The organism is Ureibacillus endophyticus (assembly GCF_024159215.1).
Taxonomy (GTDB): Bacteria; Bacillota; Bacilli; order Bacillales_A; family Planococcaceae; genus Ureibacillus; species Ureibacillus endophyticus.
The window spans coordinates 277,387-298,219 of the sequence record NZ_JAMYWW010000001.1; the positions used below are offsets into that span (position 1 = coordinate 277,387).

Annotated in this window: 16 protein-coding genes and 1 riboswitch; of the genes, 13 read left to right on the top strand and 3 right to left on the bottom strand. The window is 35.2% G+C overall.

The features are described 5' to 3' along the window. Positions 1-139 precede the first annotated feature (139 nt). Positions 140-256, top strand: a riboswitch (SAM riboswitch). A 119-nt stretch (positions 257-375) separates the two neighbouring features. The 3 genes from NKR20_RS01410 to NKR20_RS01420 all read left to right on the top strand — a co-directional run bounded on the left by NKR20_RS01410 (position 376) and on the right by NKR20_RS01420 (position 3,698). Beyond that, entirely contained in the window at positions 376-1,683 is a 1,308-nt protein-coding gene (locus tag NKR20_RS01410) for an O-acetylhomoserine aminocarboxypropyltransferase/cysteine synthase family protein (protein ID WP_253422992.1), read from the top strand. A 289-nt stretch (positions 1,684-1,972) separates the two neighbouring features. After that, the gene (locus NKR20_RS01415) at positions 1,973-2,362 is read left to right on the top strand and encodes a hypothetical protein (RefSeq protein ID WP_121213445.1); all 390 of its coding nucleotides are present in this window, start codon (positions 1,973-1,975) and stop codon (positions 2,360-2,362) included. A gap of 349 nt (positions 2,363-2,711) precedes the next feature. Beyond that, positions 2,712-3,698 carry a homoserine dehydrogenase gene (locus NKR20_RS01420; RefSeq protein ID WP_121213446.1) on the top strand — a complete coding sequence of 329 codons (987 nt, stop codon included), beginning with the start codon at positions 2,712-2,714 and terminating at the stop codon, positions 3,696-3,698. Between the two features lie 86 nt (positions 3,699-3,784). On the opposite strand, the gene NKR20_RS01425 is transcribed toward NKR20_RS01420, so the two are convergent. Next, complete coding sequence (locus NKR20_RS01425) at positions 3,785-4,015, bottom strand: MerR family transcriptional regulator (protein ID WP_121213447.1); 231 nt, start codon at positions 4,013-4,015, stop codon at positions 3,785-3,787. A 137-nt stretch (positions 4,016-4,152) separates the two neighbouring features. On the opposite strand from NKR20_RS01425, the gene NKR20_RS01430 reads away from it, so the two are divergent. From NKR20_RS01430 to NKR20_RS01455, 6 genes are all read left to right on the top strand, one after another. Beyond that, positions 4,153-5,046, top strand: a complete 894-nt coding sequence (locus NKR20_RS01430; RefSeq protein ID WP_121213449.1) for a DMT family transporter — start codon at positions 4,153-4,155, stop codon at positions 5,044-5,046. 150 nt (positions 5,047-5,196) lie between these two features. Continuing rightward, positions 5,197-5,895: a response regulator transcription factor gene (locus tag NKR20_RS01435; protein ID WP_121213451.1), complete on the top strand. Its 699-nt coding sequence runs from the start codon at positions 5,197-5,199 to the stop codon at positions 5,893-5,895. 276 nt (positions 5,896-6,171) lie between these two features. Then, a complete protein-coding gene (locus NKR20_RS01440) occupies positions 6,172-8,238 on the top strand; it encodes a HAMP domain-containing sensor histidine kinase (protein WP_253422995.1) in 2,067 nt (688 codons plus the stop codon). A 193-nt stretch (positions 8,239-8,431) separates the two neighbouring features. Then, positions 8,432-9,526 (top strand): metallophosphoesterase, encoded by a 1,095-nt coding sequence (locus NKR20_RS01445; RefSeq protein WP_253422997.1) that lies wholly within the window; start codon positions 8,432-8,434, stop codon positions 9,524-9,526. A 72-nt stretch (positions 9,527-9,598) separates the two neighbouring features. Then, the gene (locus NKR20_RS01450) at positions 9,599-10,426 is read left to right on the top strand and encodes an undecaprenyl-diphosphate phosphatase (protein ID WP_121213456.1); all 828 of its coding nucleotides are present in this window, start codon (positions 9,599-9,601) and stop codon (positions 10,424-10,426) included. 360 nt (positions 10,427-10,786) lie between these two features. After that, on the top strand, positions 10,787-12,088 hold the full coding sequence (locus NKR20_RS01455; RefSeq protein WP_414674144.1) for a protoglobin domain-containing protein: 1,302 nt from the start codon (positions 10,787-10,789) through the stop codon (positions 12,086-12,088). 47 nt (positions 12,089-12,135) lie between these two features. Here the strand turns inward: NKR20_RS01455 and NKR20_RS01460 are convergent, their stop codons facing one another. Continuing rightward, complete coding sequence (locus tag NKR20_RS01460) at positions 12,136-12,933, bottom strand: TIGR00266 family protein (protein ID WP_121213460.1); 798 nt, start codon at positions 12,931-12,933, stop codon at positions 12,136-12,138. Between the two features lie 188 nt (positions 12,934-13,121). Between NKR20_RS01460 and NKR20_RS01465 the strand changes: the two genes are divergently transcribed. The 4 genes from NKR20_RS01465 (at position 13,122) to NKR20_RS01480 (ending at position 19,277) form a co-directional block, all read left to right on the top strand. Next, positions 13,122-14,603 carry an aldehyde dehydrogenase family protein gene (locus tag NKR20_RS01465; RefSeq protein WP_121213462.1) on the top strand — a complete coding sequence of 494 codons (1,482 nt, stop codon included), beginning with the start codon at positions 13,122-13,124 and terminating at the stop codon, positions 14,601-14,603. A 21-nt stretch (positions 14,604-14,624) separates the two neighbouring features. Then, positions 14,625-15,794: a saccharopine dehydrogenase family protein gene (locus NKR20_RS01470; protein WP_253423000.1), complete on the top strand. Its 1,170-nt coding sequence runs from the start codon at positions 14,625-14,627 to the stop codon at positions 15,792-15,794. Positions 15,795-15,804: 10 nt separating this feature from the next. Then, positions 15,805-16,995 carry an acyl-CoA dehydrogenase family protein gene (locus NKR20_RS01475; protein WP_121213466.1) on the top strand — a complete coding sequence of 397 codons (1,191 nt, stop codon included), beginning with the start codon at positions 15,805-15,807 and terminating at the stop codon, positions 16,993-16,995. A gap of 143 nt (positions 16,996-17,138) precedes the next feature. Further along, positions 17,139-19,277: a beta-propeller domain-containing protein gene (locus NKR20_RS01480; protein WP_253423003.1), complete on the top strand. Its 2,139-nt coding sequence runs from the start codon at positions 17,139-17,141 to the stop codon at positions 19,275-19,277. A gap of 47 nt (positions 19,278-19,324) precedes the next feature. Here the strand turns inward: NKR20_RS01480 and NKR20_RS01485 are convergent, their stop codons facing one another. Next, on the bottom strand, positions 19,325-20,746 hold the full coding sequence (locus NKR20_RS01485; RefSeq protein ID WP_253423005.1) for a polysaccharide deacetylase family protein: 1,422 nt from the start codon (positions 20,744-20,746) through the stop codon (positions 19,325-19,327). Between the last annotated feature and the right edge of the window lie 87 nt (positions 20,747-20,833).

Genomic DNA, 20,833 nt, shown 5'->3' on the forward strand with positions numbered 1-20,833 from the left:
AAAAACTCCTTTCCAATAGATGTTATTTCTATTATACTCTGAGGAAATGAAAGAAGTTTCAAAAAATTTAAAATTAATAGTTGACAGAGTTGATTACTATGCTTTATAGTAAGTACAACGATGGAACATGAATCAAATACCTTTATCCAGAGTGGCGGAGGGAATAGGCCCTATGATGCCCGGCAACCAGTGAATACATAAAGTGTTTACTAAGGTGCTAATTCCTACAGATTTTGATTGATCTGACAGATAAGGGGAGGAAAAATGCAACTAGCAGCCCTCTTCTTATATAAGAGGGCTTTTTGTTTTTCCCTAAATAAAGTCCTCCTTATTAAATGCGATCATCCATCGAATAAAAACTAGGAGGAAGATTACATGTCACAACAACGTCCAGAAACAATTCTATTGCACGGTGGACAAAAACCAGATCCAGTAACAGGTGCAATTGCTGTACCAATTTATCGCACGACTGCTTATGCGTTTCAAAATACAGAGCATGCTCGTCAACTGTTCGCATTAGAAACACCAGGTAATATCTATTCCCGAATTATGAACCCAACAGTCGATGTTTTTGAGCAACGTGTTGCCAAATTAGAAGGTGGAACTGCAGCAGTAGCTGTATCTTCAGGGATGGCTGCCATAGCGTTCTCCATTTTAAACATTGCAGGGGTAGGGGATGAAATTGTAGCTGCTGGTTCATTATACGGTGGAACATATAACCTGTTTGCAAATACACTGCCACGCTACGGAATTACAACAATATTTGTTGATGAATCAAACCCAGAAAACTTTGAAGCGGCAATTACTGAAAATACAAAAGCAATCTATGCTGAAACAATTGGTAATCCAAGTTTAAATGTTTTAGATATTGAAAGAGTTGCGGAAATTGCTCATGCGCATGGACTTCCGCTAATTATCGATAATACATTCCCATCCCCATACGGATCAAACCCAATCGAATTTGGTGCAGATGTTGTCGTTCACTCTGCAACAAAATGGATTGGTGGACATGGAACAACGATCGGTGGCATTGTCGTTGATGCTGGTAAGTTCGATTGGACACAAGGTCGCTTCCCAGGATTTACAGAGCCGGACGAGTCTTATCATGGTTTACGTTATGGAATTGACACTGCTGCAGCTGCATTTGCTACAAAATTGCGTGTTCAATTACTACGTGACTTTGGACCAACATTAAGTGCAGATGCTGCATTTAACTTCTTACAAGGTTTAGAGACGCTTCATTTGCGTTATACAAGACACGGTGAGAATGCAGAGAAAGTTGTAGAGTTTTTAGAAAACCACCCATCTGTGGAATATGTAAACTATCCAGGGAAAGAAAACTTCCCATCGCATGCATTAGCGAAAAAGTACTTAAAAAATGGCTTTGGTTCTATGCTTACATTTGGCATTAAAGGTGGACGAGAAGCAGGAAGCAAAGTGATTGATAATGTTCAATTATTCTCTCGCGTAGCAAACGTTGGAGATGCAAAATCATTAATCATTCATCCAGCTTCAACAACTCACCAACAATTATCTGCTGAAGAATTAAAAATTGCAGGTGTATCTGAAGAGCTCATTCGCTTATCAATTGGTTTAGAAGCCGTTGAAGATATCATTGCTGATTTAGAACAAGCTTTAGCTGTAGCTGTTGAAGGTGTTACCAAACAAATGCATAAAAAGTAATTTAGTTCGCTTGGTGAAGCTTGTCTGATTCACATCATTTCGTGAATAGGCTGGTTTTCGCCAACCAAACTAAAGGCCGTTCATTAGGCTACTTACTTTTTATTTTAAAACCTAGTAAATTCATTTGTTTTATTGACAATTAAGGTTATCGGTCTTATAATATAGGTAAATAATTGAAAATCGCGTTCAAAGCATCCCCTAGCTTTTGAATATATATGAAATTAGAAAACTGTAGCGGTTGTCCCCCAACAACTGCTACACCCCTAGAGAGATGAAGGAGTGTTGTAAAATGGGAAATATCTATAGTGCACAAAATATCGCAGCTTATTTTATTTTTGAATTAAACGAACAACATATTTTTATTAATGCTGATGCTTTACAACATCTATTAGCGGATGTTGCGACGGTGTGGAATAAAATATATGGTCATAACGCATTTTCTGAACAAGTACATTCTTTCGCTCAAAATGGGTATATTGTGAAAGAAGTGAAAGATGCATACGAAGAGTATGGAAAGAGTCATATTGATGAACCTGCGAAGGATTGGGAGCTAGAATTCGGTCAGTTCCAGTTAGTTTACAGAACATATGGTGTACCACGTTTTACGATGGAAGAAGAAAATATTATGAAAGAAATAATAAATAAGTATAAAGCGAGCCTTATTAGAAAAGTATCTTAATTAAACATTTCCCTTTATAACATCTCTTTTACTGCCTGAATGTGCATTTTAGGCAGTTTTTTATTTTCTTAAATAGTGGTTGTAATTGGGCATTATAAGAACATTATTTAATGTAAAGTTTAATGAATAAATATATTATGCATTAAAAGTAAATTGGAATTTTTCTGACCTTCTTAAAAAAACAATTGTCCATCATGAGAAGAATTTCCTTGAGTTCCGTCTGAATATAAGATAAAATTCTCTTAAGTTAAATTTTTCGAATTATTTGTTTTTATATTTGTAAAATAGGTTTATCTAACGAGCATATGAAATAGAAGGACGTATAGTAAAGATGGAGGCGAGTATAGGAATGGCAACAATAAAGGCGGCCATCTTAGGTTTTGGCACAGTAGGGCAAGGGATATATCATATATTAAATGAAAAAAGAGAGGAGCTTCGAGATAAACTAGGTATTGAATTAGAAGTAGCAAAGATTTTAGTTCGTGATACAACGAGAGAACGTGTACCTGGTACAGCACACTTGCTAACAGATAGTATAGATGATGTTCTATCAGTCAAAGGAATTCAAGTAGTATTTGAAGCAATCGTAAATGAAGAACCTGCCTATTCTTATTTAAAAAAGGCTGTAGAACATAAGTGTCATGTAGTTACAGCAAATAAAGTGATGTTTGCAAAGCGCGGGTTAGAGTTGCAGGAGTTAGCAAAGCAAAATGGTGTATTCGTTGGTTATGAGGCAACAACTGCTGGCGGTGTTCCTGTTATTAAAACAATGAAAAACATTTTACTAGTTAACGATGTTACTAGAATTCAAGGTATCTTAAATGGTACGTCAAATTATATTTTAACAAAAATGCGTGCAGAAGGTTGGTCTTTTGATGAAGCGCTTCGTGAAGCACAAAACTTAGGTTATGCAGAAGCTGACCCATATAATGATGTATCAGGGCAAGACGCGTTCAAAAAATTAATGATTTTATCAGCCTTAGCTTTTGGAGAACAACCAGATTGGGCTGATGTTGAAGTCGTTGGTATAGATGGAATTACTTCTGAACAAGTAAAAGAAGCGACAGAACAAGGATTACGTTATCGTCACGTAGCAGAAGTTGAACGTCTATCGGATGGGAAAATCATTGCGAAAGTTGGACCAATGGTAGTGGATAAAGAACATCCATTGTACCCAATTGATGATGTGTTTAATGCAGTGACAATGGAGACAAATTATATCGGGACTTTAACTTTAGTAGGACCAGGTGCAGGTATGTACCCTACTGCAAGTGTAATGGTAGAAGATTATGCAGAAATTATCGGCAAACGTGCGGGCTTTGTCGTGACAATATAAAAAAACCATCTTGTTGCGTTCGGTTTATCAACTTGACGCCTCAGGATGGTTTTTTATATACGCTTTAGCTGAATATGAGCGGAATTTTAATCCTCATCTTTTACATCAATGTCTTCTGGGATTGGAGTGTTTCGCCAAATTTCGATCTCTTCCTTTATGCGTGCCAATTGCTCATGATAAGTATCAAATTGCGAGCTATTGATCAAATACTGCTCACCATCGTAAACCGCTTTAATTCGTCCAGCATAAATATAGCGGAGTACTTGATCTTCCGGCATTGAAATATCTTTTGCAGTTTCAGCTACAGTTTTGTACATGTTTAAGCTCTCCTATCAAACTCATTTCCGTTGATTTTCTCTATTATAACATTCTACGTAACCTATTTTGATATACCTCTAAAAAATGGTAGTATTGCAATATAGAGTAAACTATGAATTTAAGGGGATGTTCTCATTTGAATTTATTGCCATATATATTTGTGTTACTTGCTGCGATTCTCTGGGGAACGGTAGGTACAACACAAACGTTCCTGAAAGAAGGGATATCACCGATTGCCGTAGCGGGGGTACGTTCACTTATTGGGGGAGGGGTACTCCTGATAGCAGCATTGTTCATGCGTAAAATTAATTTTCGCAAATGGTCGTGGAAATGGACAATTCTCGCTGCATTAACTATTGCTTTATTCCAATCTTTATTTTTTACATCTGTACGATTTACTGGAGTCGCTGTTGGTACAGTTGTTACAATTGGAAGCTCTCCAGTTTTCTCGGGAATCATTGAGTGGGCTATTTGGAAGAGCAAACCAAATAGAGTTTGGGGAATTGCAACTATTCTCGCTATCGTTGGTTGTATATTGCTCTTTGTTAACCGTGGAGAAGCTACAGTGCATCCGATAGGAGTTCTTCTCGCTTTATGTGCAGGGTTTATGTTTGCGCTTTATACGAATTGTAGTAAGCAGTTAACGGAAAATGAAGAAACATTACCAGCAGTAGCAATGACTTTCTCTATTTGCTCTATTATGTTATTACCTTTCTCTGGTGATGGAGTGTCTTGGGCAATGGACAAGCAAAACCTATTTCCAATCGTATTTATGGGTTTAGCAGCAACTAGTGTAGCTTATATATTATTTTTAGGTGGTTTAGAGAAAATTAGCTCTTCATCTGCGGTTACATTATCCTTAGCTGAACCACTAACAGCTGCACTTCTCGGAGTCTTTCTAGTCGGGGAATATTTAAGTCCTACATCATGGGTAGGCGTAGCGATGTTATTAGGTGGGATTATTGTTTTAACATTAGGTAGTAGAAAAGCACATAATGCTATAAATGAGGAAATTGAACCCTCAAGTTGATAGGATAAGGACATGCAAACTTAGCATGTCCTTATTAAACTTATTAAATGTTACATACAATCTTAAGAATTTCTTCAGAATTATAATAACCAGTTATTAAGATTCAAAAACTATGATGGAAACATAAGAAAAAGGGATGAGGTGAGGTCAGTGGAGAAAAAATTAACGGTACTTGTGACAGATGATGATCAAGACATTCGAGATGGCATAGAGATCTATTTAAAAAATGAAGGATATAATGTTTTAAAAGCTGCTGATGGACTTAGGGCATTACAGTTGTTAAAGGAAAATGAAGTTCATTTAATCATATTAGACATAATGATGCCAAATATGGACGGAATTACGGCAACATTTAAAATACGAGAAGAAAAAAATATTCCTATTATTATGTTAAGCGCTAAGGCAGAGGATTCTGATAAAATCCACGGGTTATCGGTTGGGGCAGATGATTATGTTACAAAACCTTTCCACCCGTTAGAATTACTAGCACGTGTTAAATCGCAATTACGACGATATGTCCAGTTAGGAACGTATGATGGACAATCCAAATCAAAAGTTGAAGTGAATGGGCTATCCCTTGATGTGGATGCAAAAGAAGTCCGCTTAGATGGGGAACTTGTAAAACTAACACCCATTGAATACAAAATAACAGAGCTTTTATTAAAAAATGCTGGACGAGTATATTCAATTAACGAGATTTATGAATTGGTATGGAATGAAGAAGCTTATAACGCAGAAAATGTAGTGGCAGTGCATATCCGAAAAATCCGTGAAAAAATCGAAGCTGATCCTAAAAATCCAAGGTTTTTAAAGGTTGTGTGGGGCATTGGATATAAAATTGAAAAATAAAATTGAGACTTACATTACCATTACCTGCCTAATAGCGAGCATTATTGGGATGGGGTATATCGGATTTGCCACATGGAAGTTTTTAAGTTCACATTATGATAATGCAATGCAATTATTAATAAAACTATTTTGAGGAGGAAAATATAAATGAAGTTAAATGCTAAATCACTCCTCTCTCTTTTTCTAATTACGTGGGTAGTTTTTTCTAGCGTGCTCTTTATTCTCAATGCACATAAATATATAGGCAGCAACTATTTCGAATCCTCTAATTTTGAAATGACGAAGGAAGACTTTAAACAACAGCTTGGACGTTATGTGTTGCAACCGTTTGATGAGAAAAAAGCAAAAGAATCGATTACAGTTACACAAGAAGAAATTGACTTTCATCGTAACTATTACGGTACATTATCCGAACAAGTAGCAAATATTCGCGAGCAATATAGTGATCGAATTTTACAAGCGGATGAATCTGGGGACGCACAATTAAAAGAAATATTAATAGCAGAACGTGATGCTAAGATAGAAGATATAAAAGAGAATTTCTCCGATGATAAACATGTGGAAGAAAAAATAAGAAAACAAAAGGAACAACTCATTGAAAAGTTTGCAAAAGAAGAGAAGTTAGCAGCGAAGGAATTTTTAAATAACTATGGTTATTTCTCTTATAATTTGGTCAATGTAGATACTGGTGAACACTTTGATTCAGGAAATTCTAATGTAACAATTTTTTCCGAAAAATATGGTAATCAAAAACCGTATTTTACAGTAAATAATTATTTTTATGTTGGTTCTGATGGAAACTATGATAGTGTTACATTAATTAATCAAATGGAGTTTAATTACGAAACAGTTCAATTTGAAGGGAGTATTAGTATTCCTAAAAGTATGTTAAATGCAACTCAATTTGGTACAGAGTATAAGTCATTTACAGTGGCTAAAATTATTTTTTATTCCATTTGGGCTACTGGAATTTTAACAATAATAGCTTTGTTTACTATTGCAAAACCTTCTTTTAAAAACTTTAATTTCTCATCAAGATTAAAAGAGTGGTTTTTACGAGTACCGATTGATGTTCGAATTGTCATCGTATTGACTTCAGCTTTATTTGCTTATGCATTGATAGATTCGATGAGTAATCTTATCAGTAATGTTACTTACTACTATAATTTAACCAATTATGTAGTAGATGTACTATTTAATTTTATACTACTTTTTATTTCAATTACGATTGTTGTATTAGGAGTAGTATGGATTAAGGAATGCTTAAGCAATGCACAAAAATTTAAACAAGAATTTAAACAAGCGTTTTTATATAGATTAGCAGATGGAATACAAGATTTATTTTTAAATCGTTCAATTGGTATACAATCTGTCATAATAATGGTAATTACATTTTTATCAGGATTAGGCTTTGCTGGAGCAATGTTGGACGGTGGATTACTACTTGTATATGTTGTTCTACTATTCTTTATAGGATTACCTGCTCTGATAATCTTCCTTCGTCGTATGGGCTACCTAAACTTGATAATGAAACAAACGAAGGACATGGCAGAGGGCAGATTAACGACTCCAATTAAAGTAAAAGGGAAATCACCATTAGCAAACCACGCAGAAAACTTAAATCATTTACGTGAAGGAGTAAGAAAATCCTTAACAGAACAAGCTAAAAGTGAACGATTAAAAACAGAACTTATAACAAATGTAAGTCATGATTTACGTACACCATTAACGTCAATTATTACGTATACAGATTTGCTAAAAAATCCTAATTTATCTGAAGAAGAGCGTAATAAGTACATTGATGTACTTGATAAAAAATCGGCGCGATTAAAAACATTAATTGAAGATTTGTTTGAAGTGTCAAAAATGGCAAGTGGAAATATAGAACTCAATAAACAACGTATTGATTTAACCCAACTAATGCAACAAGCAGTTGGAGAACATGAAGAAGCATTCCGAGATGCAAATTTAGATCTTCGCATAACAAAGCCAGATGTACCACTTTATGCAAATGTGGATGGCCAAAAATGGTGGAGAGTGCTGGATAACTTAGTAGTCAATGCATTGAAATATTCTTTAGAGGGTACTAGAGTTTATATGACGTTAACTCAAAAGGGTATGGATGCAGAGTTTACGGTAAAAAATATTGCGAAATATGAGCTGGGTGAAAATGTAGAGGAATTAACTGAACGATTCAAACGAGCAGATACTTCAAGACATACAGATGGCTCAGGTTTAGGGTTAGCTATCGCACAATCAATAGTTGATATGCACAATGGCAGATTAAAAATTGATGTAGATGGTGATTTATTTAAAGTAACTATTACAGTACCTGTGAGTTAGTAAGTGTATAGGGCTGTGCAGAAATGTAGATTTCTGCACAGCCTTTTCCAATACTTATTAGTGCTAATATCAGTGGTTGAACCATCCTCATCACATGGTGGCGTCTCAAAATAAATTTTCAGATGCCACCTTCAATGAACATCGTCAATTAGCATGATATACTTTGTAAAGATTACGTCTTAGGAGGAAATTTATGGGGCGTCTTGCGGGTATAATCATTGCTGTATTAATATATGGTGCTATAAGTGCATATTTAGGTTGGAATTTAAAAAAGTGGATAGGATCTTTTCGTCCATTTAGATGGCCGGTAGTATTTTGGATTGTCTTTTTTGTAATAGCATTTAGTCCTTTTTTTACCCAAGTTAGTTGGCTATCTCCATTAGCTATTGTGGGGAACTATTGGATGTTCTTTTTTGAATATGGCCTTATACTTTGTATGATTGTAAACATCATTATCTTCATAACACCACTAAAAAATGTAAAGATTATGGGTTCAATTGTTGTTGGTTTATTCGTTATTTTATTTGGTGTTGGTACATATAATGCTTACTCGCCTGTTACACGACATTTAGAAATATCTATCGATAAGAGTGGAGAGCCATTACGTTTAGTCATGGCATCTGATTTTCATTTAGGTATTTTATCGAATAAAGGGCATCTACAAAGATTTGTTGATTTAGCAAATGAAGCAAAACCAGACGCTATATTACTTGTCGGCGATATAGTAGATGATGATCCGATTTGGTTTGTCGAAGAGGGCATGGATGAAGTGATGAAACAGTTACATGCAACATATGGTGTTTATGGGGTGTTAGGAAACCACGAATATTATGGTGGAAAAATTCCGTTATTTATTGAAGAAATGAAGGGTGCAAATGTACAAATATTAATGGATGAAACCATTTTAGTTGGCGACCGTTTATATTTAACAGGACAAGAAGATGCAACGAACAAAGAACGAAAACCAATTGCTTCTCTTAAACCAACTGACGAAGAATATCCGTGGATTGTCATGAACCATACACCTTATGATTTAGAGCTTCCCCAAGAAGCAGGAGTAGATCTCCATTTATCCGGTCATACGCATCTTGGACAACTTTGGCCTAATAACTTGATTACGGATAGAATTTTTGAACTGGATTATGGCTATATGAAAAAAGGCAATATGCATACTTTAGTTTCTTCAGGTTTTGGATTTTGGGGTCCACCAATGAGAATTGGCAGTCGCTCGGAGTTATGGATTGTTGATATTAATTTTGCAGGAGAGGGCAATCAAAAAAATGATTAATGCCTGATAGACAATCAACCTTACATCATGTAATGTAATTGTGAACTTATAGAAAATAATAAGGAGATATTTATGGAATTATTTGATTTAATAAAAGCTATCATCCTTGGATTTGTAGAAGGGATGACAGAGTTTGCTCCTGTTTCATCTACAGGGCATATGATTATTGTCGATGATCTATGGTTAAAAACACAAGAATTTTTAGGTTCAGGATCAGCGAATACATTTAAAATTGTTGTTCAACTTGGTTCAATATTAGCGGTAGTAGTTGTTATGTGGAAGCGAATGCTAAGCCTTGTTGGACTATACAAAATAGAAGGACAAACAACTTCTCGTAAATTTAATTTAGGACATGTTATTATTGGGATTATTCCAGCAGGTATTTTTGGTGTTTTGTTTGAGGATTTTATTGATGAAAATTTATTCTCTACTAAGACTGTAATCATTGGTTTAATTATAGGGGCTTTCCTGATGATCTTTGCGGACAAATTTGCTCCAAAAAGACCAGCCATTAAATCATTAGATGACCTATCTTACGGGAAAGCGTTTAAAGTGGGATTAATCCAATGTTTATCGCTGTGGCCAGGGTTTTCCCGTTCTGGTGCAACGATTTCTGGTGGGGTATTATTAGGATTGGACCATAAAACGGCAGCTGATTTCACATTTATTATGGCAGTTCCAATAATGGCTGGTGCAAGTGGTATATCACTTCTGAAAAATTGGGATCAAATTAATGCAGATCACATTTCTTTCTATGTAGTTGGTTTTATTAGTGCATTTGTATTTGCATTAATAGCGATTAAGTTCTTCTTAAAATTAATCTCTCGAGTTAAATTAGTACCATTTGCAATATATCGTATTATTTTGGCGGCTATCTTAATTGTTGTATTATATCTGTAAAATTCACTATTGTTGTATAATTTAATTGCTAATAGAATAATAATTTCAGGAGTGATACTCTTGAATATTAATCTAATAATTAATCGTAAGGGCTATGCAGAAGGCAATCTGCATAGTCCTTTTAAAATTCCTGTTTTAATAAAATTACGCAATATTACCAATTATTCCTTTTTAATAGTGACAATATACCTATTATCATTTAATGTGTTCAATAATCCGTCAATATTTAAGTCTAATTTCATAAATAACTTGAATAAATGATAGATATTGCATATATTGTAAATAGGTTAAAAGTTCGTATATATTAAAATTCTACTAAAATAATTATATTTTCTAGAGTCTTTAACCCTAAAATTGGGAGTGAGTAATTTGTTTGCTATTAAAAAAAAGGAAAGTCGAAACTCAATTTTAAATGAAAGATTTTCAAATGTAGGTATATTTGTAGAGGATCCTAAACTTCAGTTGCAATTGGATATAATTGGTTTAACTGAAGAGGACTTACAAACAATTCGTGCGGTTAAGCCTTTTATTGATCCAAGAGTAAAAGAGGTAGTAGATGCTTTTTACGGAACAATAGGAAATGTACCAGAGTTTAAACAGATGATTGAGAAATATAGTACATCAGAAAGACTAAGCCATACTTTAAGACATCATCTTATTGAAATGTTTGCAGGCCGAATTGATGAAAACTATATTGAAGTTAGAAGAAGAGTAGCAAATAAACATGTTTTAATTGGATTAACAACAAAATGGTATTTAGCTTCATTCCAAAAACTAGAAGGAAAAGTGCAAGAAATTGTTTCTGACTTAAATTTGCTAGAAGTAGAGCAGAAAAAAATATTCCAAGCTATAAGGAAAGTGTGTAATCTAGAACAACAAATCGTATTAGATGAATATGACCGTGTTGCACAAAGTGTTTCTGTTAAGGAACAAGAAAAGGTTAGAAATGAAGTGAAAGAAATTATCGGGAACATTTCAGTAACCTTAGAAGAACAATCATTTGCTACTAATGACGCAGTATCAGAACTATTTACTAATACGAAAAGTGTGAATGAATTATTGCAAAATAGTATTCAAGATGCCCAGGATACTAGACAAGCTTCTAGTGAGGGCTATAAACAACTTCAATATTTAAGTGATCAAACGAAAGAAATTAATGATAGAACCATTCAAATGACTAAAATGGTACAAGACTTAAATCGATCTTCTTCAGAGATTCAAGCTGTTGTTGAAATTGTTAAAGACATTGCGGGCCAAACTAATTTGTTAGCGCTTAACTCAGCAATCGAAGCAGCAAGAGCAGGGGAACACGGAAAAGGTTTCGCAGTAGTTGCAAATGAAGTTCGGAAACTTGCAGACCAAACAAAACAATCAGTTGAAAAGATTGCAACTTTAATCGGTATGTCTAGTGAAGTAACTTCTGAAGTTACTCAATCCATTCATCATATTCAAGAGTTAGTTCAAAATGGAATGGAGCAAAACGAAAAATCCCTTGAATCCTTTGAGAAAATATCATCCACAGTTGTAACAACGATTTCAGATTTTGAAAGTGTTGGTCAACAGGTTGAGGAGTTATCACAAATCGTTGAACGAATTGGAAATACAACCGAACAACTTGAAGAAGCTGCATCTAAATTAAAAGAAACGATCGTTGCATTCTAAACAAAAAAAATGGGAGACCTAATTGACTTAGGTCTTCCACTTTTTTGTTAGTCGTTAAACAGATTAAATAAACCACCAATGCCGCCTTCTCCAGCATTTTTACCGCCTCCGCCTTGTTTCACAGGAGCAGCAGCAAATACGCGACTTGCTAAACGGCTAAATGGTAATGATTGAATCCAAACAGTACCTGGGCCTCTTAATGAAGCAAGGAAAATACCTTCTCCACCGAATAGAGCAGTTTTAATGCCACCAACAGTTTCAATATCATAATCTACATCTTGAGTCATCGCAACTAAACATCCAGTATCTACAAGTAATTTTTGCCCTGGTTGTAAATCTACACGGTGAATCGCACCACCAGCATGAACGAAGGCCATACCGTCACCTTCAAGTTTTTGCATAATGAAACCTTCTCCACCGAAGAAACCAACACCAACTTTGCGTTGGAACTCTACCCCAACAGAAACACCTTTAGCAGCAGCTAAAAATGCATCCTTTTGACAGATAATTTTCCCGCCATATTGGCTTAAATCCATAGGAATGATACTTCCTGGATATGGGGAAGCGAAGTAAACATGCTTTTTTCCTGAACCTTCATTAGTGAAAGTCGTCATGAATAAACTTTCGCCGGTAATTAAACGTTTTCCAGCACCCATTAGTTTACCCATTAGACCGCTACCATGTCCTTTTGATCCATCCCCAAAAATTGTTTCCATTCGAATTGAATCGTCCATCATCATTAAACTTCCAGCTTCAGCAATGACTGTTTCTCCTGGATCTAACTCTACCTCTACAAATTGCATGTCATCTCCATACAATTTGTAATCAATTTCATGATTGTTCATTATGGTATAACCTCCTAAAGTTACTAATATATATATACCATTTCAAATTACGATTTACCTCTAAAAAAAGATTCATATTCATATAATCTTTATAGAATAATAATTTTTAGAAAAAAAGGGATTTAAATAGAAAATGTCGAATATTAATACAATATTATCGCAATTTCGATTGGGATGAGGAGGGTGTTATGCAACTAAAAAATTATATCGACGGTAAATGGATAGAGATTGATGGCCTTCAATATATTCCAGTTATCAATCCGGCAAATGGTGAGCATCTTGCAACAGTACCACTTTCAACAAAACATGAGGTGGACAAAGCGGTAGAAGCAGCAAAAAAGGCACAAAAAAAGTGGGCTCTCGTTCCTGCACCAAAGCGAGCGGAATTTCTATATGAAATTGGCTTTAAATTAAAAGAAAAGAAAGAACATCTTGCTCAAATTTTAACAAAAGAAATGGGTAAGGTCATTGAGGAAGCTCGAGGAGAAGTTCAAGAAGGTATCGATATGGCATTTTATATGGCTGGTGAAGGAAGAAGGTTGTTTGGGGAAACAACACCTTCTGAACTAGCAGATAAATTCGCAATGAGTGTTAGAGCACCAATTGGGGTAGTTGGTTTAATTACGCCTTGGAATTTCCCAATTGCTATTGCAACTTGGAAATCGTTCCCTGCAATTGTCGCTGGCAACACAGTTGTATGGAAACCTTCTATAGAAACTCCTTTAATGGCTTATGAGATGGCTAAAATATTTGAAGAAGTAGGATTACCTGATGGGGTAGCCAATATTGTGTTTGGAACTGGGCCTAATGTTGGATCTGCAATGGTAGAGCATCCAGATATAAAGGTAATATCATTTACGGGGTCAAACGCTACGGGAAGCAAGGTTGCTGAACTAGGTGGTAAGCATTTGAAAAAAGTTTCCCTTGAAATGGGCGGTAAAAATGCGGTTATCGTTATGGATGATGCAGATTTAAATCTTGCTGTGGAAGGAATAATTTGGAGTGCTTTCGGTACAGCTGGACAACGCTGTACAGCATGTAGTCGCGTTATTGTTCACAAAGACGTGAAAAATGAATTAGAAGAAATGCTTGTTTCAGCTTTAAGTAGTTTAACAATTGGTGATGGTCTTGACCCTACGGTAAAGGTGGGGCCGGTAATTAATAAAGCAGCATTAGAGAAAATTAATCATTATGTACAGATTGGTAAAAAAGAAGGTGCTACTTTACTAGCTGGTGGGAAAGCTTTAACGTCACCACCTTTTGATAAAGGGTATTATTTTGAACCTACCATTTTTACAAATGTAAAAAATGAAATGATCATTGCACAAGAAGAAATTTTTGGACCAGTTGTGAGTATTATTGAAGTTGCTAGTTTAGAGGAGGCAATTGAAGTAAACAACAGTGTCAAATTCGGCTTATCAAGTTCTATCTTCTCACAAGATGTTAATAAAATATTTAAAGCCCAAAGAGATTTAGATACGGGTATCGTTTATGTAAATGCAGGAACAACAGGAGCTGAAATCCATTTACCTTTTGGGGGGACAAAAGGTACAGGCAATGGCCATCGAGATTCAGGTCAAGCTGCTCTAGATGTATATACAGAGTGGAAAAGCATTTACGTCGATTATAGTGGTAGGTTGCAAAGAGCACAAATCGATACAGAAAACTAAACATAAAAGGGGATGTGTGTGATGAAAGTTGTAGTTTTAGGTGCTGGTTTAATGGGGAAAGAGGTAGCACGTGACTTAACGGCTAGCGACAAAGTAGAAAAAATCTATCTAGCAGATTTAGATACTGATACGGCACAAGCATTTGTTGATTCCTTAAATACACAAAAAGTAGAAGTGGTTAAACTTGATGCTAATAATGATGAGGAATTAAAAAATGTTATGGCAAGAGGGGACGTAACAGTAAATGCTCTTTTCTATGAATTTAATAAAAAGGTTGCAAATGCAGCAATTGAAATAGGCGTTCATTCTGTCGATTTAGGAGGCCATATTGGAGACGTAACAGAAGAAGTTCTAACATTGCATGAAGCCGCAAAGGAAAAAGGTATTACGATCATTCCTGACCTAGGAGTAGCACCAGGGATGGTTAATATACTTGCAGGATATGGTGCTTCAAAATTAGATTCAGTTGAGTCGATCAAGCTATATGTTGGTGGTATTCCTACAAAACCAGAACCACCGCTTAACTATACTCGAGTATTCTCATTAGAAGGTGTGTTTGACCATTATACTGAACCATCAAAGGTAATTCAGGATGGAAAATTAAAAGAAGTTAATTCACTTTCTGGTGTTGAGCCAATTTACTTCAATGAGTTTGGAGTGTTGGAGGCGTTTTACACGTCTGGAGGAATTTCCACTCTCTACAAAACATTCCCTAATGTAAAAACGTTAGAATATAAAACAATTCGCTATAAAGGGCATGCTGAAAAGTTTAAACTGCTTGCTGATTTAGGTTTCTTTGATAAAGAAAATAAAGTTGAAGTTGATGGTAATGAAGTAAAAGTACGAGATGTCGTACGAGAAGCATTAAAGAAAAAATTATACTTAGGCAATAAACAAGATGCTGTTTTACTTCGAGTAATTGTTTCAGGTGAAAAATCTGGTGAGCAAGTCACTTATGAATATGAAATGAATATAAAACGAGAAGATACATCTTCAATGACAGCGATGGCACGTGCAACAGCGTGTACAATTGCAGCAGTAGCAGTCATGCTTGGAAGTGGTACGATTACGGAAAGAGGAGTATTCCCTCCAGAAACAGTTGTACCAGGAAAAGAATATATAGATAAAATGGCAAATCGTAATGTCGTAATAAAAGAAACATCTCACCGTTCATCAATTGTGAAATGGTAAGGTGATGCATATGAACTTTGATTTCTCAGAAGAACAACAGCTTTTGCGAAAAACAGTTCGTCAATTTGTTGATGCAGAAATAATGCCTCATATTGCAAAGTGGGATGCTGAAGGTGGGTTTGATCCTACCATTTGGAAACGATTAGCATCATTAGGCTTAATGGGGGTTTGTATTCCCGAAAAGTACGGTGGAGCAGGAATGGACTATAATAGTTTAGCTATAGTCTGTGAAGAGCTTGAACGCGGGGATACTGCTTTTCGAACTGCAGTTTCTGTGCATACGGGGTTAAACTCTATGACATTATTGCAATGGGGAACAGAGGCTCAAAAGCAGAAATATTTAATACCACAAGCGCGCGGTGAGAAAATTGGTGCCTTTGGGTTAACTGAACCAGGGGCAGGTTCTGATGTGGCAGCTATTGATTCCTATGCAAAACGTGAAGGTGATGTCTATATTTTAAATGGACAGAAAACGTGGATCTCTTTATGTGATGTAGCAGATCACTTTATTGTCTTTGCTTATACGGATAAGTCGAAAAAGCACCATGGAATAACTGCTTTTATCGTTGAAAGAACAATGCCTGGTTTCTCGTCTAAGGCGATAAAAGGAAAGTACGGTATCCGTGCAGGAAATACAGGTGAATTATTTTTCGATGATGTGAAAATACCAGTGGAAAACCGTCTTGGGGAAGAGGGAGAAGGCTTCAAAATCGCCATGTCTGCTTTAGATAATGGCCGATTTACTGTGGCTGCTGGTGCAGTAGGCTTAATTCAAGCATGTCTTGAAGCGAGTGTGAAGTATTGTAAAGAACGCAAAACATTTGGGAAAGCGATTGGGGATCATCAGCTTGTAGGACAAATGCTAGCTAAAATGGAAGCAGGCTATCATATGAGTAGGCTACTTGTTTATCGCGTGGGAGAATTAAAAAACAAAGGGGTTCGGAATACACGCGAAACATCGTTAGCCAAATGGCAAGCATGTGATTTTGCAAACAAGGCAGCAGATGATGCTGTACAAATCCATGGTGCTTATGGTTACTCAGATGAATATCCTGTTGCTCGCTATTTAAGAAATTCAAAAGCACCTGTCATATATGAAGGTACTCGTGAAATTCACACAATCATGCAGGCGGATTATGTATTGGGTAAACGTCAAGATAAACCATTATCGAAAATGTTACCTAAATGGCCATTCGAATAAGGGAGAAGATAAACGTGGAGAATAGGGGGTTCTCCACGTTTTTTATATTATTTAAGAATGTAGAAAAATTTTTTGAAAAATTGAAACGAAATAATGATTGCCAAGTCTAATCCATTAAAGAAGGTTAAAAGGAGCGAAGAATTATGAATGGCAGGCATTATGCAGGGGGAATATTTCTACTGATCGTTATTTTAGTAGCAAGTTCTCTAATGTTATTTGGAAAGAAAATAGAAGTAAATGCGGCATCCACAGTTCTTGTTAATCAACCATACATCGTTCATTTTTCAGAATCACTAAAACAAGACAGCGTGAATAAGGGGGATGTGTATTTAGAAGATAATCAAGGTCAGCGAGTAGAAGCCACAATATTATTACATGAAAATAGAAAATCGATTTCAATTGCTAATACTAAACCAGGAAAATATGTCTTGCTTGTAGAGAAAAATGCATTTGAGGAGTCAAAAACAAAGGCAAAAAAGCAGAAAATTGAGTTTACAGTAATTGAAGAAATAGAACAAATTCAATCAATGAAAGATCTTGAAAATTTCTTTAAAGTAGCCTTATCTCGGGAAAAACGAAATTTAGAAAAAACTGAAATGACAATAGCTGAAGAAAGCGCTAATGTGGCTGCAGATAGAGGAAGTGGAGGCACGTCCCACTCCACAACGAATAATCAAGTTGAAGATATCGAAGAAGGAGACATTGTTGTAACAGACGGCCGATATATTTATTCAATCATTGAAAACGAAATTGTTATTACGGATGCTAAAAATCCAAAATCATTAAAAGTAGTTAATAAAATTTCATTAGAGAAGAACAGTTATCCTACCCAATTAATGATTAAAGAAGATACATTAATCGTTATTATTGATCAATATCTCGAAATGAAAAAAGAGGATTATATTTCAGGAATTAGCATGACAAAAGCGGCATTTTATAATGTGAAAGATGCAAGTAATCCAAAATTAGTAAGGGAAGTAGCCCAAGATGGATACATGAATGGGGTTCGTTTGACTGATGGCATTTTGTATATCGTTACAAATAAAACACCTGATTATTGGATTATTGCGGAGAAAGAGGATGTTGAACTACGACCGTACGTATACGATAGTGCGGAAAGTGAATCCGTTCAACCAATGGATATAAAACAGTTATCCATTTTACCAGGCTCAATGGAACCAAGTTATACGATTATATCTGCAATAGATGTAAAGAATTTCGAAAAAAGTGAAGTGAAAACAAAAGGATTTTTAGGGGGAAGTTCAACCCTTTATATGTCGAAAGAAGCGTTGTACTTAACAGCATTCAATTATTTACCAGCAACAACTTTCAAATCTTCAAAAATGATAGCAACAGATATGATGATACTTCCAATGGCTACTGACACAGACATCTATAAATTTGATATTAATGGGATGGATGTGAAGTTAGCAGCTACAACAACAATTAATGGAAGTATCCTTAATCAATTTTCAATGGATGAACATAATGGCTATTTCCGAGTTGCAGTAACTGAAGGTAATAGTTGGGGGGCAGGTGAACAAACTTCTAAAAATCATTTGTTCATATTTAACGACCAGTTGAAGAAAGTTGGAGAAGTAAAGGATTTAGCAAAAGGAGAGAAAATCTATTCTGTTCGTTTCATGGGCGAGAAAGCGTATATCGTTACCTTTAAGCAAGTTGATCCACTATTTGTTATTGATTTAGAAAATCCAGAAAACCCTAAAGTGTTAGGGGAGCTAAAAATCCCTGGCTTCAGTAATTATCTACATCCATTAGATGAAAATCATTTAATAGGATTTGGCTATGAAACGGAGTCGAGAGTTGATAGTTTTTCAAAGGAACCAATCGTAACAACTGCTGGAATGAAAGTGTCATTATTTGATGTAAGTGACTTCTCCAATCCGAAAGAGCAAGATAGCGTTGTAATTGGCGGTCGTGGTACGTATTCAGATATCCAATATAACCACAAAGCGTTATTTAGAAATGCTAACTTAAATTATTACGGATTCCCTGTAACACTTTATGAAGCAAAAGGTGAGTATGAAGTTGCTTATAAAGGAACAGGGGCACTAATCTATGAGATTACAGCAGAAAAAGGGATTCAATTAAAAGGAAATCTCATTAAAAATGCACAAAAAGATGAGCAATATGAAGACTACAATTCAATGATTACACGCTTACTTTATATAGAGGGAGCTTTATACACAATCTCTCCAAAAGAAGTAAACAGTTATGATTTGAAGAGCTTTAAGAAACTGGGGAATGTAAAGATAAAATAAAAAGAAGCCGAATTGCAAGATTAACACTTGCAATTCGGCTTTTTAGCTTACTTCTGGCTAGCAAGAATTTCACTAACTGTTACACATTCATATCCTTCTTTTTGTAAGTAGGCTAACACACTATCTAATCCATCTGCTGTAGATTGATGAATATCATGCATTAAAATGATTGCGTTGTTGTGTAAGTTGTTCTTCACCATTGGAAGTAATTTATTGGCATTTCGGTGTTTCCAATCCAACGTATCAATTGTCCACATGACAACAGGGACATCGATTAAATCGGTTACTCGTTTGTTTTTAGCCCCATATGGAGGACGGAAAACCGTTGGATATTGACCTATTGCTTTATAAATGGCATCGTCCGTTGAATCAAGTTGTGACATTACTTGTTTTGAAGTCAGGCTAGTCAGTTTTGGATGATTCCATGTATGATTGCCAATTTCATGACCACTATTATAGATATCTTTTACTAGTTTTGTATTGTTTGGAACACGACGCCCTACCATAAAGAACGTAGCTTTTGCATCGTATTTGTTCAATGTTTTTAAGATTTGTCTTGTAACTTTCTCATGTGGACCATCATCAAATGTTAAAGCAACACGTTTACCTGTTCCAGTTGGTTTAACAGGTATGATAGTTTCTGTACTTATCGCACTTGTTCTAAAGGAATCTGCCAATATTGGATTTAAATAAGACATAGGAACGATAACCGTTGGAGTGCCGGCTGAAGGATCAGCAATTTCTCCACTATTATAGTAAACAACCAAACGGTCATTAATAATAGCTAAACGTTTATAGTTTTTCCAATAAGGAGCAGTACTACTATCCAGTTTATCTGTATAAACGTTCTTGCCTAAGTTTTTAGTAAGTTGTTTTTTCACGTACTTTGAAAAAACTTCTAAATTCTCAGTTTTCTGATTGAATAATTGATAAGTGCTAACAAGCTCACCTGAATGGTTATTGAAAATATAAGTTTGATATGAAATGTCATAGTTAGCTTGATCGACTGTTAATTTATTTTTAAAAACAATAGAATAGTAGCTGTTATTATGTTCGTGAATGTCTAAAAATAACTGATATTTACCTACGACATCTTTATCCGGATGAGCATTTTTATAAAGTCGAACGGCATTAAAATAATTTTCCTTTGATTTAGTTATGTATTGTGAAATCTCTTTATTTACTTGTTCGAATTTCGTTTTTGGATAGTAAAGAGTATAAGGCATTGTAGGATCTTCAGAAGTCTCTGTCACAATTTGAATATCTTCAAATTCAGATTTAGTTTCTGATAATAACTTTTGTGTATCATTAACGATTTCACCTTTTGTCTTGGCAGAAATGGAACTCTGAAACTTTGAATCTCCGTTTGTAAAAATAAATATTCCAATTAAAACCGTGAGTGTGAAGATTGAGCTAACCAATACATAATCTACCCACGAACGATGCTTTTTTTGACGATCGTTATTCAACGAAACTACACTCCTTTTGTTTTATTGTTGTCAGAATTCCTACACTTAATTAAAATTGAGAAAAGTATGTAATGAGATTTACGTTTC

Coding starts and splice junctions, on each gene's coding strand:
- NKR20_RS01425 (WP_121213447.1), bottom strand. CDS start 4,015: ATGTACAAAACTGTAGCTGAAACTGCAAAAGATATTTCAATGCCGGAA.
- NKR20_RS01475 (WP_121213466.1), top strand. CDS start 15,805: ATGAACTTTGATTTCTCAGAAGAACAACAGCTTTTGCGAAAAACAGTT.
- NKR20_RS01410 (WP_253422992.1), top strand. CDS start 376: ATGTCACAACAACGTCCAGAAACAATTCTATTGCACGGTGGACAAAAA.
- NKR20_RS01445 (WP_253422997.1), top strand. CDS start 8,432: ATGGGGCGTCTTGCGGGTATAATCATTGCTGTATTAATATATGGTGCT.
- NKR20_RS01420 (WP_121213446.1), top strand. CDS start 2,712: ATGGCAACAATAAAGGCGGCCATCTTAGGTTTTGGCACAGTAGGGCAA.
- NKR20_RS01450 (WP_121213456.1), top strand. CDS start 9,599: ATGGAATTATTTGATTTAATAAAAGCTATCATCCTTGGATTTGTAGAA.
- NKR20_RS01415 (WP_121213445.1), top strand. CDS start 1,973: ATGGGAAATATCTATAGTGCACAAAATATCGCAGCTTATTTTATTTTT.
- NKR20_RS01465 (WP_121213462.1), top strand. CDS start 13,122: ATGCAACTAAAAAATTATATCGACGGTAAATGGATAGAGATTGATGGC.
- NKR20_RS01480 (WP_253423003.1), top strand. CDS start 17,139: ATGAATGGCAGGCATTATGCAGGGGGAATATTTCTACTGATCGTTATT.
- NKR20_RS01440 (WP_253422995.1), top strand. CDS start 6,172: ATGACGAAGGAAGACTTTAAACAACAGCTTGGACGTTATGTGTTGCAA.
- NKR20_RS01470 (WP_253423000.1), top strand. CDS start 14,625: ATGAAAGTTGTAGTTTTAGGTGCTGGTTTAATGGGGAAAGAGGTAGCA.
- NKR20_RS01460 (WP_121213460.1), bottom strand. CDS start 12,933: ATGAACAATCATGAAATTGATTACAAATTGTATGGAGATGACATGCAA.